The following is a 14,243-nucleotide window of genomic DNA, read 5'->3' as shown; positions in this document are numbered from 1 at the left end:
CATGAGGGCGGGAAAGGAGCGCGGGGATGCACCGTCTGTTCGTTGCGCTGCGCCCGCCCCCGGCGATCCGCGAGACGCTGACCGATGCGATGGACGGCGTGCCCGGTGCGCGCTGGCAGGACGACGAGCAGCTGCACCTGACGCTGCGCTTCATCGGCGCAGTCGACCGCCCGGTGGCGGAGGATATCGCCGCGGCGCTCGCGAGCCTCCATGCGCCGACGCCCACCGTGTCGCTCGCCGGCGTCGGCCGGTTCGAGCATCGCGGGCGGACCGAGGCGCTGTGGGCCGCGCTCGCGCCGCACGATGCGCTCGCGGCGCTGCACCGCAAGGTCGACCAGGCGATGGTGCGCGTAGGGCTGCCCCCCGAACGGCGCGCGTATCTGCCGCACGTCACGCTAGCGCGGTTGCCGCGCAGCCTTGGGGCGGAAGCGGCGGTGGGGGCGTGGCTCGCGCGGCACGCCGGTTTACGCTCCGCTCCGTTCGCGCTGCCGCACCTCGTGCTCTACGAGAGCCATCTCGGACAGGCGGGGGCCGCTTACACGCCAATCGCCCGCTGGCTCCTCGCCTGATGCTCTGTTACGCCGGGCCAGTTGCTTTAGGGAGGGGTTTGGATGACGACCGACGCGGACGGTGAATACCGTGCCACCGGCTATGCCTGGTACGTGCTGTCGATCCTGTTCGTGGTCTACATCCTGAACTTCATCGACCGGCAGGTGATCTCGATCCTGGCGGAGGACATCAAGCGCGACCTGAACCTGCGCGACGAGGATCTGGGCTTCCTGTACGGCACCGCGTTCGGCGTGTTCTACGCGCTGTTCGGCATCCCGCTCGGCCGGCTGGCGGACAGCTGGCACCGCGTGCGGCTGATCAGCGCAGGGCTTGCCTTGTGGTCGACGATGACCGCGCTGTCGGGGCTGTCGCGCACCGGTGGGCAGCTCGCCGCGGCGCGGATCGGCGTCGGCATCGGCGAAGCGACGGCGAGCCCGTCGGCCTATTCACTGATCTCCGACTATTTCCCCAAGAAGCTGCGCGCGACGGCGCTGTCGATCTATTCCGCCGGGCTCTACGTCGGCGGCGGCATCTCGCTGTTCATCGGCGGGTTGATCGTGCAGAACTGGAACCGCGCCTATCCCGGCGGCGGGCCGTTCGGGCTGGTCGGCTGGCAGGCGGCGTTCCTCGCCGTCGGCATTCCTGGCCTGGTCATCGCGCTGTGGATCGCGACGCTGCGCGAGCCGGTGCGTGGGCTTTCCGAAGGTCTGGCGCAGGAGCCGCATCCGACGCCGTTCAAGGCGTTCTTCGAGGAACTGGTGACGATCATCCCGCCGCTCACGCTGATCGGCGCCGCGCGGCATGGCACGCGCGTGCTGGTGACCAACGTGATCGCCGCGGCCGTGATCATCGGGATCGTGCTGCTGCTGGTCAGCTTCGGCGAGCCGCTGCCGCAGTGGATCGCGGTCGGCATCGGCGTCTACGCGGTCTTCTCCTGGGCGAGCACGCTGCGCTTTCGCGATCCGCCGACCTTCGCGCTGATCGTCGGCACGCCGGCGTTCCTGTGCACCGTGGTCGCTTATGGCCTCAACGCCTTTCTCAGCTACGCCGCGGGCTTCTGGGCAGCGCCTTATGCGATGCGCGATCTCGGCATCTCGCCGGCCGAGGCGGGGCTGATCCTCGGCGGCCAGGGCGCGGTATCGGGCTTCCTCGGCGTCACCGTCGGCGGCATCCTCGGCGATCGGTTGCGCAGGAAGCATCCGGGTGGACGGCTGATCATGGTCGCGCTCGGCGCGGTGATCCCGGCGCCGTTCATGGCGATCGCCTTCACCACCGACACGCCGATCGTCCTCTACGTCTGCCTGTTCCTCGCGCAGTTCACCGCGAGCTGGGGGCTGGGATCGTCGGCGGCGACGACGCAGGATCTCGTCCTGCCGCGGATGCGCGGCACGGCGACGGCGACCTATTTCATCGGCACGACGCTGATCGGGCTCGCCATGGGGCCGTATCTCGCAGGGCGCGTCTCGTCGCTGACGGGCAGCCTGTCGACCGGCATGCTGTCGCTGCTCGTCACGGTGCCGGTGACGCTGGCGGCAGCGATCGCAGCGTTCAAACTCGTTCCCGCCGCCGAGTCGAGCCGCGAGGCGCGCGCACGCGCAGCGGGCGAGCCCGATCTCGCCTGACGCCACACCGGGCGCGACGATGGGCGGACTCCGTATCGCGCTGCGTCTAGCGATGCTGGTCGCCGCGCTGCTAGCCGCGCTGCCGCTGCACGCGCTGTGGCGGCTCTTCCGCCTGCCCTCGCCGTGGCCGCGGCTGTTCCTTGCCGGCGTCGGCTGGATCGTGGGGGCGCGGCGGCGCACGATCGGCACCCCGCTGACGCGCGACGTGGTGTTCGTTTCCAATCACCTGAGCTGGATGGACATTCCCTTGCTCGCCGGGCGCAGCGGCAGCGCGTTCGTTGCCAAGGCGGAACTTCGCGAGGTGCCGCTGGTCGGCTGGCTGTGCACGCTCAACCGCACGATCTTCGTGCGCCGCGAGGATCGGATGGCGGTGGCAGGGCAGATCGACCTGCTGCGCGACGCGCTAGCGGAGAATTGCGCGATCACCGTCTTTCCCGAAGGGACGACCGGCGACGGCGCGACGCTGCTGCCGTTCAAGGCCGCGCTGCTCGCGGTGCTCGATCCGCCGCCGCCGGGCGTGCGCGTCCAGCCGGTACGGATCGATTACGGCGCGGCGACGCGCGAGCTGGCCTGGGTCGGCGAAGAGCCGGGGCAGGCGCACGCCGCGCGCGTGCTGCGCCGGCGCGGCGGCTTCACCGCGACGCTGACCTTCTGCGAGCCGTTCGACCCGCGCGACATGCCCGGCCGCAAGGCGATCGCAGCCGAGGCGCGCGCGCGGATCGCTGCGGCGGGCGGCGGTAGCTAAGGGCCGCGGGCAGCAAGGGCTAAGCGCCGCGAGCGGGCAAGCGGTGGCGAAACGGCCGCGCCGCCGCTATAGCCGCGCGATGGTGAAACCGACCCCAAAGACCTTTGCCGTCAAATCCTTCGGCTGTCAGATGAACGTCTACGACGGCGAGCGGATGGCCGAGCTGATGGCCGGCCAGGGCATGACCGCGGTCGACGCGGCCGACGCCGACCTCGTCGTGCTCAACACCTGCCACATCCGCGAGAAGGCGACCGAGAAGGTGTTCTCCGACATCGGCCGGCTACGCAAGGACCGCCGCGTCCGCGCGCTCGACGCGCCGATGATCGCGGTCGCCGGCTGCGTCGCGCAAGCCGAGGGCGAGGAGATCGTGCGCCGCGCCAAGGTCGACGTCGTCGTCGGGCCGCAGGCGTATCACAATCTGCCCGCGCTCGTTTCCGCCGCGGCCGCGGGCGCGCCGGCGCTCGATACCGACATGCCGCTCGCCTCGAAGTTCGGCGCTCTCCCCGCACGTCGCCGCGTGGGGCCGACCGCGTTCCTGACGGTGCAGGAGGGGTGCGACAAGTTCTGCACCTATTGCGTCGTGCCCTATACGCGGGGTGCCGAGGTGAGCCGACCGTTCGCCGCGATCGTCGACGAGGCGAAGGCGTTGGTCGATGCCGGCGCGCGCGAGATCACGCTGCTCGGGCAGAACGTCAACGCGTGGGAGGATGCCGACGGGCGCGGGCTGCACGACCTGATCCGCGCGCTCGACCGTATCCCGGGGCTCGCGCGGATCCGCTACACGACCAGCCACCCCAACGACATGAAACAGGGGCTGATCGACGCGCACGGCGATGTCGAGAGCCTGATGCCGTTCCTCCATTTGCCCGTGCAGGCGGGCAGCGACCGCGTGCTGAAGGCGATGAACCGCAGCCATAGCCGCGATTCGTATCTGCGGCTGCTCGATCGCATCCGGGTGGTCCGCCCCGATATTGCGTTGTCGGGCGACTTCATCGTCGGCTTCCCCGGCGAGAGCGAGGCGGATTTCGCCGAAACGCTGAGCTTGGTCGATACGGTCGGCTACGCGCAGGCGTTCAGCTTCAAGTACAGCCCGCGCCCCGGCACGCCGGCGGCCGACATGGGTGACCAGATCGCGCCCGCAGTGATGGACGAGCGCCTCCAGCGGCTGCAGGCGGCGCTCAACCGCGACCAGCACGCGTTCAATCGCGCGAGCATCGGCAAGACCTGCGCCGTGCTGATCGAACGTCGCGGCAAGAATGCCGGGCAGATGTTGGGCAAATCGCCGTGGCTGCAATCGGTGCTGGTCGAAGACGACGTCGCCCTGGGTGACATTGTTACATTGCAGCTGACCGATGCCGGACCCAATTCGCTGGTCGGCCGCGCACTATTCGCGACAGCGGCGTAACAACTTTCCACCTAATAATTCCTGCAAGGCCTTTGTAGCGATTGACAAATTGGCTGGGCCGGCCAAACCTGCGAAAATAACAAGAAAAAGAATTGTTCACGCACGGGAATCGCAAGACCTGCCTCGCTTGACGTCCGACCATCACCGCTCGACCATTCCGGTCGGGCCGGGCAGACGCAGAGTATGGGGCTTGCGCAACGCAAACAGTTGATCAGGGAGGAATGAATGTCGAATGTAGACGCGCCAACCGGCGCGATGTGCCAGTGCCCCGCCTGTGTCGGCGGCAGCGGCACGCATCCTGAAAACACCTTCTGGGACGACGGCCGCTACGTTTCCTATGCCTCGGTCGATCCCAATGCCGGTGGCTCGCTCAACGGCAAGCCGATCTGGACGGTCGACCAAGTCGCCGACAATCTCGTGCGCACCGGCCAGAACTGGTACACGAACAGCTACGGCGAACTGAACGACGGCGTTCTCAACTACGGCTTCTGGAAGAATTTCGGCGAGCTGCAGAACAGCTACTATGTCAACGCCACCGGCACGATCAGCTTCGACGAGGTGAATCGCGACACCTTCTCGGTGTTCAACGCCGGCCAGAAGGCCGTGGCGCGTGACGCGATCAAGCTGTGGGACGAAGTCACCAACATCTCGTTCCGCGAAACCAAGTCGTATGACGCCGACATCACTTTCGGGAACACGGCGACGGGCGGTGCGCAGGCCTATGCCTATCTGCCGTTCGGCAACATCTACGATGCCAGCTACAAGGATGCGTACGACTTCACGCAGACCGGTAAGCTAGGCGGCGATGTGTGGATCGACGGCTTCGTTCCGTCGAACTTCAACCCACTCGCCAACAGCTATTACGCCGTGACGACGATGATCCACGAGATCGGTCACGCGATCGGCCTCAGCCATCCGGGCGACTATAACGCAACCGACGATAATGACGGCGACGGCGTGCCGGACCCGATCACCTACGCCAACGACGCGAAGTTCGCGCAGGATTCGCGTCAATATTCGATCATGAGCTATTTCGATGCTTATGAGACGGGCGCGCAGCACATCGATTTCACGCTGACCAACTTCGCCTATGCCGCCACCCCGCTGGTTCACGACATCGCCGCGATCCAGCAGGTCTACGGCGCGGACACGACGACGCGTACGGGTAACACCGTCTACGGGTTCAATTCGACCGCGCGCAACGATGCGTACAATTTCGATCTGAACCTGCGTCCGATCGTGACGATCTGGGATGCCGGCGGCAAGGACACGCTCGACTTCTCGGGCTGGGACACGCCATCGATCATCGACCTCAACGAAGGGTCGTTCTCGTCGGGTGGTGGCGTGATCGAGTTCCCGTCGCTCGAGGAAGTCAACGCCAAGCGCGCCGAGCTTGGCTTCGCGCCGCGTTCGCAGGCGACCTACGACTTCTACGTCGGCCTTCGCGAGGAACTGGGTCTCACCAACGGCCTGTTCACCGACAACATCTCGATCGCTTACGGGACGACGATCGAGAATGCCGTCGGCGGCGGCGGTAACGATCTCATCATTGTCAACGGCGTGGCGAACCGCGTCGACGGCGGCGCGGGGATCGATACCGTGAGCTACGAGACCGCCACGGAGGGCGCGGTTGTGTCGCTCCTGACGGGCGCGGGCAACGGCGGCGCGCTGGGCGATCGCCTGACCAACATCGAGAATCTGATCGGCTCGAAGTTCAACGATCGCCTGACGGGTAACGGCAACGACAACACCTTCGAAGGCGGCGCGGGCAACGATCGCCTGACCGGCAGCGGCGGCGTCGACACGTTCGTGTTCAAGGTCGCCAACGGCACCAGCGGCGTCGATACGATCACCGATTTCGGCCGCGACGACTTCATCGTCACCGACAAGGCGCTTGCCGATCCGAACCGTGACGGCGTGATCACCGTTGCTGCGAACGGCGTGCTGGTGATCGACAGTGCGACGACGTCGCGCGTCGTGCTCCAGGGTGGTCTCGATCTCAGCGCGGGGCTGCGGCTCGCGGGCGAGGAGAACGGGCTGTATTACTACCGCTACAACGGCGCACCGACGTCCAACCTGCCGACGGTGACCGACGCGTTCGCCGCGGGCCGCGTCTATGAAGCGGCGCCCACGCTGGAAGAGCTGGGCTTCATCGCGCCGACCAGCCCGGCATCGGCAGAATCGTCAGCGCTGCTCGGCGGGATCGACAGCGTCCGCCAGGCGATGGGATCGGTTTCGGCCGGCGCCTTCGTTGGCGGTGGCGACGATCTGTCGGACGCGGCACCGCTGCTCGCCTACGCACCGCTGACGCATGTTCAGCCGCTCGACCTGCAGCACGTCGTCCTGGCGTAAACCGTGACGTGAAGATCGGGGCCTCGGGGCGCATCAGCGTTCCGGGGCCCTTTTCTTTTGTGGGAACGAAAAGGACTTACCCGGCGTCATCGCACCTGTCAGGATCGGCGCTCAACCGGCGCCAAGGAGCAAGATGAGCCGAAAGCCAATTCCCGCGCAGACGGGCGAGCGAAGCCGAACCGAATTGACGTTCGAGCGACCGCAGATGTTGAGCGCGCTTTTCGGGCAATATGACCGCAACCTCGTCGCGCTCGAGAATCGGTTGGGCGTCTACATCACCGCGCGCGGCAACCGCGTCGGGCTGGAAGGCACCGCCGAGCAGGTGGCGATCGCGCGCGACGTGCTGAACGACCTGTACCAGCGCGCGGTACGCGGCGAGGAAGTCGACGCCGGCCTGGTCGACGCGTCGATCGCGATGGCCGCGGAACCGACGCTCGACGGCATCATCTCGGCCGAGCGCGCGGGCGGTGCGCCGCCGATCATGATCCGCACGCGCAAGAAAACGATCGTGCCGCGCACGCCGGCGCAGGCGCATTACATGCGCGAGCTCGTCACGCACGACATGATCTTCGCGCTCGGCCCGGCGGGGACGGGCAAAACCTATCTCGCCGTCGCGCAGGCGGTGGCGCAGCTCATCACCGGCAGCGTCCAGCGGCTGATCCTGTCGCGCCCCGCGGTCGAAGCCGGCGAGCGGCTCGGCTTCCTGCCGGGCGACATGAAGGAGAAGGTCGACCCGTATCTGCGCCCGCTCTACGACGCGCTGTACGACTGCTTGCCCGCCGAGCAGGTAGAGCGGCGTATCGCGAGCGGGGAGATCGAGATCGCGCCAATCGCGTTCATGCGCGGCCGTACGCTCGCCGACGCGTTCGTGATCCTCGACGAAGCGCAGAATACGACGCCGGCGCAGATGAAGATGTTCCTCACCCGCTTCGGCCAGAACAGCCGCATGGTGATCTGCGGCGATCCGAATCAGACCGACCTGCCCGGCGGGGTCGCGGCGAGCGGGCTTGCCGATGCGACGATGCGGCTCGACGGCGTCGAGGGCATCTCGTTGTGCCGCTTCACCGCCGCCGACGTGGTACGCCACCCGATTGTCGGCCGGATCGTCGAGGCGTATGAAGGGCGCGACGGCTGAGCGCATGATGCGGCATTACAAACACGGGCTAATCGTGCTTATGGGGCAGCGATGATCGAGATCGCTCTGTCGCACGAGGCGCCCTGGCCGGACGCGGGCTGGGAGGCGCTGGCCGCCGCGGGCGCGCGCGCGGCGATCGCGGCGACGCCCTACGGCACGCTGCTCACCTCCCCCGCCGCGGTCGAGATCAGCGTCCGTCTGACCTCCGACGACGAGGTGCACGCGCTCAACCGCCAGTATCGCGGCAAGGACAAGCCGACCAACGTCCTGTCCTTTCCGATGGTGCAGCCCGATCTGATCGACACCGTCAGCCAGAATTCGGATGACGGCGAGGTGCTGCTGGGCGACATCGTGCTGGCCCACGGTGTGTGCACCGCGGAGGCGGCGGAGCGCGGCCTATCACCCGAGGATCACCTGACGCATTTGATCGTGCACGGCACGCTGCATTTGCTAGGCTATGATCATCTGACCGACGACGAGGGGGATGCGATGGAGACGATCGAGCGCGATGCGCTCGCGACGCTCGGCATTGCTGACCCCTACGCCATACGAGAGGACTAAGTGTCCGAAGACCGAAGTAGCGCCGGCAACGGCGCACCCAATGACGGCAGCATCTGGCGCGGCCTGCGTACCCTGATCTTCGGCGATACCGAGGAAGCGACGCTGCGCGACGTGCTCGAGGCGGCGATCGACCGGCACGAGGAAGACCCCGGTCCCGAGACAAAGGGCGACATGACGCCGCTTGAGCGGCAGATGGTGCGCAACCTTCTCCATTTCAGCGAGCGCGACGCTGGCGACGTCGGCGTGCCGCGCGCCGACATCATCGCGATCGAGGAGCAGACGACGTTCGAGGAGCTCGTCCACGTCTTCGCCGAGGCGGGCGTCAGCCGCCTGCCCGTCTATCGCGAGCGGCTCGATACGATCGTCGGCATGGTCCACATCAAGGACGTGTTCGCGATCCTCGCTACCGACGCGGCGCGACCAGCCGACATCACCACGCTGATCCGCCAGCCGCTGTTCGTGCCGATGAGCCGCGGCGCGCTCGACCTGCTCGCCGACATGCGCCAGACGCGCGTCCACCTCGCCGTCGTGCTCGATGAATATTCGGGCACCGAGGGACTGGTGACGATCGAGGACCTGATCGAGGAGATCGTCGGCGAGATCGAGGACGAGCATGACGAAGCCCCCGCTGCGCTGCTCGTGCCGCTCGACGGGGGCGCGTGGGAGGCCGACGCGCGCGTCGAGCTGGAGGATATCGCCGAGACGGTTGACGCGCGCTTCGACGAAGAAGACAGCGACGTTGACACGATCGGCGGGCTGACCGCGGTGCTCGCCGGGCGCGTGCCCGAGGCCGGCGAATGCGTCGACCATGCCAGCGGCTGGCGAATCGAGGTGATCGACGCCGACGAACGCCGCGTCAACCGCGTCCGGCTCCACCCGCCGGTGCCGGCGTCGGAAGAGGAATAAAGCGCGGCGCGCCGACGCCGCGGCGCCGGCGTTACTTGAAGTTGTCGGCGTAGGCCTGCAGCTTGAGCGTCTTCTCGGGCGATGGCGTGACGGTGTAGGTGACGCCCTCGCGATCGGCATAGGCGATCGCCGCCTCGCGCGTCGGGAACAGCAGACGCACCTGCTCGTCCGTCTCGGCGCCGCCGGCCCAGCCGGTGAGCGGATCGGCGTTCTTGGGCGCGTCGGACACGAACTCGAGCTGCCAGGCGTCAGTGCGGTGCTTGCCCGATTGCGTGGCGTTCTTCGGGCGCTGGAAGATGCGGGCGTGTGGCATGGCGGTGGCCTTACCGGATGCCGCGCGATCTTGCATCGGCATTTTTCGTGCGCAGCGTCGCGGCGGCGGCGGCGGGATCGTCCGGCCAGGGATGGCGGGGATAACGGCCGCGCATCTCCTTTGCCACCGCCGCCCAGCTGCCCGCCCAGAAGCCCGGCAGATCGCGCGTCGTCTGGATCGGGCGGCCGGCGGGCGAAGTGAGCGACAGCACCAGCGGCACGCGGTCCGCGCCGACGACGGGATGATCGGCGAGCCCGAACAGCGCCTGGACGCGCAGCTCGACGCGCGGGCCGCCCTCCGCGGCGTAATCGATCGCGTGGGTGCTGCCCGCGGGGCTGGTGAAATGCGGCGGGGCGATCCGGTCGATCCGCTGCAGCTCGTCCCACGTCAGCAGCCCGCGCAGCGCATCGTGGAGCGCGCCGGGCGAGACGGCGTCGAGGCGGCGGCGCCCGGCGACGAGCGCAGGCAGCCAATCGTCGAGTCGCGCGAGCAGCGTTTCGTCGTCGAGCGGCACGCCGGCGAAGGCGGCGCGCTGGCGCAGCGCGGTCGCCGCATCGCTCCATGCGAGCAGGCCGACGCCATGAGTGCGAACACCCTCGACCAGCGCGGCCTCGATCGCGGCGGGGGCGGCGTCACTGTCGGGGCCGCTCGACAGCCGCAGCGCACCGAGCCGCCGCTCACGAATCGGGCGAACTGCGCCGGTGGCGGAATCGAAGTCGACGCTGCGCCGGGTCTCGATCCGGTCGCCGAGCAACGCCTCGATCGTCGCAAGATCGATTGCCGCAGCGGACAGAATGCGCGCGCCGGCGGCCATGCCCTGCGTCTCGGCGACCGCGATCCATTCTTCGCGGGCGAGCGAGGCGGTGGGATCGAGCCGGAAGCCGCGCCCGCCGACCGACGCCCAGGTTTCGCCCGACGCGTCGCGCCGCCTCGCGATGCGATCGGGGAAGGCGAGTGCGACGGCGAGCGCAACCGGGCTGTCGTGCGCGGTCACGCCGGCGGCGTCGGGCACGGCGCGCGCCCATCGCTCGGCAAGCTTGCGCGCCGCCTGCGCCTTGAGCGAGCGATCCCCCCGCCAGCGGCGCCGGCGCAGGTCGAGATCGACGTCGCTGCCGCCGAGCCCACGCTCGCCGAGCAGCACCGCGACCTCCGCCGCTGCCCCAGCGTGGCCGATCGCGCTGGCGCGCAACAGCATGTGCGCGAGCCGCGGCGGCATCGGCAGCGTGGCGATCGCGCGGCCGTGCGGCGTTGGGCGCGCGTCCTCGTCGAGCGCGTCGAGCGACTGGAGCCGCGCGCGCGCCTCGGCGACCGCGGCGGCGGGTGGCGGATCGATCCAGCGCAGGTCGCGCGGATCGGCGACGCCCCAGATGGCGGCGGCGAGCACCAGCGCGGACAGATCGGCCTCGAGGATCTCGGGCGGGTCGAAACGCGGCAGGCCCGCGGTGGCGGCCTCCTCCCACAGGCGATAGGCGACGCCCGGCCCTTGCCGCGCGGCACGGCCAGCGCGCTGCGTAGCCGCCGCCTGGCTCGCCCGCTCGGTCACCAACCGCGTCATGCCGGCGGCGCGATCGTAGCGCGGGCGGCGCGCGAGCCCCGAATCGACGACGATGCGGATGCCCTCGAGCGTCAGGCTGGTCTCCGCGATCGACGTGGCGAGCACGACCTTGCGCCGCCCGTCGGGCTCGGCGCGGATCGCGGCACGCTGCGCGGCGGGATCGAGACTGCCGTGGAGCCGGTGCAGCGCGACGCCGTCCAGGCTTTCCAGCCGCTCCGCTGTCCGCTCGATCTCCGCTACACCGGGAAGGAAAGCGAGGATGCCTCCTTCCCCCTCGCGTAGCGCGAGCCGGATCGTCGCGGCGACCGCGTCCTCGATCCGCTCGTGCGTGCGTCCGACGTGGTGCAGTGTGAGCGGCCAGCTTCGCCCGGCGCTCTCGATGACCGGTGCGCCATCCATCAGCGCGGCGAAGCGTGCGCCGTCGAGTGTCGCGGACATCGCGACAAGACGCAGGTCCTCGCGCAGCCCGGCCTGCGCATCGAGCGCGAGCGCCAGCCCGAAATCACCGTCGAGGCTGCGTTCATGCACCTCGTCGAACAGCACCGCGGAGACGCCGGCGAGTTCGGGATCGCGCTGAACCCGCGCGGTGAAGATTCCCTCGGTCACCACGGTCACGCGCGTCGCGGCGGAGCGCCTGGTATCGAGCCGTGTCGCATAGCCGAAGGTCTGCCCGACGGGTTCGCCCGCCAGCGCCGCCATCCGCTCGGCAGCGGCGCGTGCCGCCAACCGGCGCGGCGACAGCAGCAGGATCTCGCCGCTGCACCACGGCTCGACAAGCAGCGCCGGCGCGACCGCAGTGGTCTTGCCTGCCCCCGGCGGCGCGACAAGCACCGCCGACGATCGATCGCGCAGCGTCGCGAGCAGATCGGGCAGGACGGCGTGGATCGGCAGCGCGTCAGCCAGACGCCGCCTCCCGCGCACGATGCGCCGACGCCGCGATCATACCCGCGCGGCGAGCGCCTTCATGTCGGCAAGCGGGCGCGCCCCGAAATGGCTGATGATTTCCGCTGCGCACAGCGCACCGAGCTTCAGCGAGCGTTCGAGATCCCAGCCGCGCGCCTGGCCGTGGAGGAAGCCCGCGGCGAACAGATCGCCCGCCCCGGTCGTGTCGACCACCTTATCGACCGGCGCCGCGGGCACGCGCACGCGGCGATCGCCCGCGACGGCGCAGGCGCCCGACTCGCTCAGCGTCACCACGACGAGCGGCACCTTGTCCTTCACCGCGGCGATCGCGGCTTCCGTATCGGCGGCCTGCGTCAGCGACACGATCTCCGCCTCGTTGGCGAACAGCACGTCGATCAGCCCGGCGTCGATCAGTTCGTGGAACGCGTCGCGGTGGCGATCGATGACGAATTCGGCCGACAGCGTGAAGGCGACCTTGCGACCGGCGGCACGCGCGACGTCGATCGCAGCGCGCATCGCGGCGCGCGGCTCCTCGGGATCCCACAGATAACCCTCGAGATAGAGGAACTGCGCGTCGGCGATCAGCGCGCGGTCGAGCGCGGCCTCGGGCAGATAGTGCGACGCACCGAGAAAGGTGTTCATCGTACGCTGCCCGTCGGGCGTCACGAAGATCATGCAGCGACCCGTCGTCGGGCTGCCCGCGCGCGCCTCGGTATCGAAGCGGATGCCGGCAGCGCGAATGTCGTGCGCGAACACCTCGCCGAGCTGGTCGTCCGCGACCTGACCGATGAAGGCGCACGTGCCGCCGAGCGCGGCCATGCCGGCGATCGTGTTCGCCGCGGATCCGCCCGACACCTCCTGCCCCGGCCCCATCTTGGCGTAGAGCGCGTCGGCATCCTCGGGCGAGAAGACGAGCGCCATCGCCCCCTTCGTCATGCCGTTGTCGGCGACGAAGGAATCAGTTGCGGGGGAGAGGATGTCGACGATCGCATTGCCGATCGCGACGACATCATAGGCAGGCTGGGTCACGGTTTCGGGGTCCCGTTCGAAAGGAGGCGTGCGGCCGGCCCATACGGGCGACTGCAACGAGGTGAAGGATAGCCGCGCCGTAATTGCCGCGCCCGTCTTGCGCAACCGCGCGTCCTTGCGCATTCGCGGACGCCATGTTCGGTGCCTTCGCCCGCAGCCTCGCCCAGCTCGGCGATCGGCCGATCCTGGCGGTGCTCGCCAAGAGCCTGGCGCTGACGCTCGCGATCTTCGCGCTGCTCGGCGCCGGAATTTGGTGGGGGCTCGACATCTGGCTCGCAGGATCGCGCTGGGGCGGCACGCTCGCCTCGGTGGGGGCGCTCGTCGTCACGCTGCACGTGCTGTGGCTGTTGTTCCGCGCGGTGGCGATCGCAGTCATCGGGCTGTTCGCCGATACGGTCGTCGCCGCGGTCGAGCGGCGGCACTATCCCGCCGCTTTGGCACGGGCACGCGAGATCCCGCTACATCGCGCGGCGCGGATGGGGATCGGCTCGGCGGCGCGGTTCGTCGCGATCAACCTCTTGCTCGCGCCGCTCTATCTGATCCTGCTCGCGACCGGCGTCGGCACCGCGGCGCTGTTCCTCGGCGTCAACGCCTGGCTGCTCGGCCGCGATCTCGGCGACATGGTCGCGGCGCGGCATCTGCCGCCCGAAGCGCTGCCCGGATGGCGTCGCGCGACCACCGCGCGCCGCTTCCTGCTCGGCCTCGCCGTCACCCTCTTGTTCCTGGTGCCGTTCCTCAACTTCCTCGCGCCGGTGATCGGTGCGGCGATGGCGACGCACCTGTTCCACCGGAGCCCATCATGAAGCCTGCTGCCGTCCTTGCCGCCCTCGCGCTCCTGTCTGGCTGCGCCACCGTGCCCGGCGGCACCCCCGACCGCGCCGATCGCGTGCCGCTGCCGTTCACCGGCGCCGGGCTCGAGCGCGTCATCGGGCAGAATGCCGCCGCGCTGACGCGTCTGCTCGGCGAGCCCAACGCCGACGTGCGCGAGGGAACGGCGCGCAAGCTGCAGTTCCAGAGCCGGATCTGCGTCCTGGATACCTACCTCTACCCGAAGGGATCGGGCGAGCCGCGTGTCACCTATGTCGACGCCCGCCAGCCCGACGGCAGCGCGATCGACCGTGCGAGCTGCGTCGCCGCGCTGACGCGACGCGACGGCGGGCGATAATGA

Annotated in this window: 13 protein-coding genes; 10 read left to right on the top strand and 3 right to left on the bottom strand. The window is 69.1% G+C overall.

Annotation, left to right across the window (positions count from 1 at the left end; all coding sequences use genetic code 11):
* Positions 1-26: 26 nt before the first annotated feature.
* From thpR to B7L05_RS12945, 8 genes are all read left to right on the top strand, one after another.
* Positions 27-569, top strand: a complete 543-nt coding sequence (gene thpR / locus B7L05_RS12980) for an RNA 2',3'-cyclic phosphodiesterase (protein WP_085810692.1) — start codon at positions 27-29, stop codon at positions 567-569.
* A gap of 42 nt (positions 570-611) precedes the next feature.
* The gene (locus tag B7L05_RS12975; protein ID WP_085810691.1) at positions 612-2,171 is read left to right on the top strand and encodes an MFS transporter; all 1,560 of its coding nucleotides are present in this window, start codon (positions 612-614) and stop codon (positions 2,169-2,171) included.
* 19 nt (positions 2,172-2,190) lie between these two features.
* Positions 2,191-2,916 carry a 1-acyl-sn-glycerol-3-phosphate acyltransferase gene (locus B7L05_RS12970; RefSeq protein WP_085810690.1) on the top strand — a complete coding sequence of 242 codons (726 nt, stop codon included), beginning with the start codon at positions 2,191-2,193 and terminating at the stop codon, positions 2,914-2,916.
* A 79-nt stretch (positions 2,917-2,995) separates the two neighbouring features.
* Positions 2,996-4,321: a tRNA (N6-isopentenyl adenosine(37)-C2)-methylthiotransferase MiaB gene (gene miaB, locus B7L05_RS12965; RefSeq protein ID WP_085810689.1), complete on the top strand. Its 1,326-nt coding sequence runs from the start codon at positions 2,996-2,998 to the stop codon at positions 4,319-4,321.
* A gap of 225 nt (positions 4,322-4,546) precedes the next feature.
* A complete protein-coding gene (locus B7L05_RS17815; RefSeq protein WP_085810688.1) occupies positions 4,547-6,673 on the top strand; it encodes a M10 family metallopeptidase C-terminal domain-containing protein in 2,127 nt (708 codons plus the stop codon).
* Positions 6,674-6,806: 133 nt separating this feature from the next.
* Complete coding sequence (locus B7L05_RS12955) at positions 6,807-7,808, top strand: PhoH family protein (protein WP_085810687.1); 1,002 nt, start codon at positions 6,807-6,809, stop codon at positions 7,806-7,808.
* Between the two features lie 51 nt (positions 7,809-7,859).
* Positions 7,860-8,369, top strand: a complete 510-nt coding sequence (gene ybeY / locus B7L05_RS12950; protein WP_085810686.1) for an rRNA maturation RNase YbeY — start codon at positions 7,860-7,862, stop codon at positions 8,367-8,369.
* Positions 8,370-9,275 (top strand): hemolysin family protein, encoded by a 906-nt coding sequence (locus B7L05_RS12945; protein ID WP_085810685.1) that lies wholly within the window; start codon positions 8,370-8,372, stop codon positions 9,273-9,275.
* A 31-nt stretch (positions 9,276-9,306) separates the two neighbouring features.
* On the opposite strand, the gene B7L05_RS12940 is transcribed toward B7L05_RS12945, so the two are convergent.
* The 3 genes from B7L05_RS12940 to B7L05_RS12930 are packed head-to-tail and all read right to left on the bottom strand — an operon-like array spanning position 9,307 to position 13,075.
* Positions 9,307-9,588, bottom strand: coding sequence for an ETC complex I subunit (locus B7L05_RS12940; RefSeq protein ID WP_085810748.1), 282 nt, complete (start codon positions 9,586-9,588; stop codon positions 9,307-9,309).
* 10 nt (positions 9,589-9,598) lie between these two features.
* Positions 9,599-12,046, bottom strand: a complete 2,448-nt coding sequence (gene hrpB / locus B7L05_RS12935) for an ATP-dependent helicase HrpB (RefSeq protein ID WP_085810747.1) — start codon at positions 12,044-12,046, stop codon at positions 9,599-9,601.
* 36 nt (positions 12,047-12,082) lie between these two features.
* Positions 12,083-13,075, bottom strand: a complete 993-nt coding sequence (locus B7L05_RS12930; protein WP_085810746.1) for an adenosine kinase — start codon at positions 13,073-13,075, stop codon at positions 12,083-12,085.
* A 134-nt stretch (positions 13,076-13,209) separates the two neighbouring features.
* Here B7L05_RS12930 and B7L05_RS12925 point away from each other — a divergent pair, with 134 nt between their 5' ends.
* A complete protein-coding gene (locus B7L05_RS12925) occupies positions 13,210-13,878 on the top strand; it encodes an EI24 domain-containing protein (protein ID WP_085810684.1) in 669 nt (222 codons plus the stop codon).
* A complete protein-coding gene (locus B7L05_RS12920) occupies positions 13,875-14,240 on the top strand; it encodes a hypothetical protein (protein ID WP_085810683.1) in 366 nt (121 codons plus the stop codon). The genes B7L05_RS12925 and B7L05_RS12920 overlap by 4 nt, the downstream gene beginning before the upstream one ends.
* The last annotated feature ends 3 nt before the right edge of the window (positions 14,241-14,243 follow it).

Origin of the sequence: Sphingomonas sp. TZW2008 (assembly GCF_002117915.1) — a bacterium.
In the GTDB taxonomy this organism is placed as follows: Bacteria; Pseudomonadota; Alphaproteobacteria; order Sphingomonadales; family Sphingomonadaceae; genus Sphingomonas.
This window is presented reverse-complemented; position numbering and strand designations above follow the sequence as displayed.

Coding starts and splice junctions, on each gene's coding strand:
- ybeY (WP_085810686.1), top strand. CDS start 7,860: ATGATCGAGATCGCTCTGTCGCACGAGGCGCCCTGGCCGGACGCGGGC.
- B7L05_RS17815 (WP_085810688.1), top strand. CDS start 4,547: ATGTCGAATGTAGACGCGCCAACCGGCGCGATGTGCCAGTGCCCCGCC.
- B7L05_RS12920 (WP_085810683.1), top strand. CDS start 13,875: ATGAAGCCTGCTGCCGTCCTTGCCGCCCTCGCGCTCCTGTCTGGCTGC.
- B7L05_RS12955 (WP_085810687.1), top strand. CDS start 6,807: ATGAGCCGAAAGCCAATTCCCGCGCAGACGGGCGAGCGAAGCCGAACC.
- miaB (WP_085810689.1), top strand. CDS start 2,996: ATGGTGAAACCGACCCCAAAGACCTTTGCCGTCAAATCCTTCGGCTGT.
- B7L05_RS12970 (WP_085810690.1), top strand. CDS start 2,191: ATGGGCGGACTCCGTATCGCGCTGCGTCTAGCGATGCTGGTCGCCGCG.
- thpR (WP_085810692.1), top strand. CDS start 27: ATGCACCGTCTGTTCGTTGCGCTGCGCCCGCCCCCGGCGATCCGCGAG.
- B7L05_RS12925 (WP_085810684.1), top strand. CDS start 13,210: ATGTTCGGTGCCTTCGCCCGCAGCCTCGCCCAGCTCGGCGATCGGCCG.
- B7L05_RS12940 (WP_085810748.1), bottom strand. CDS start 9,588: ATGCCACACGCCCGCATCTTCCAGCGCCCGAAGAACGCCACGCAATCG.
- B7L05_RS12975 (WP_085810691.1), top strand. CDS start 612: ATGACGACCGACGCGGACGGTGAATACCGTGCCACCGGCTATGCCTGG.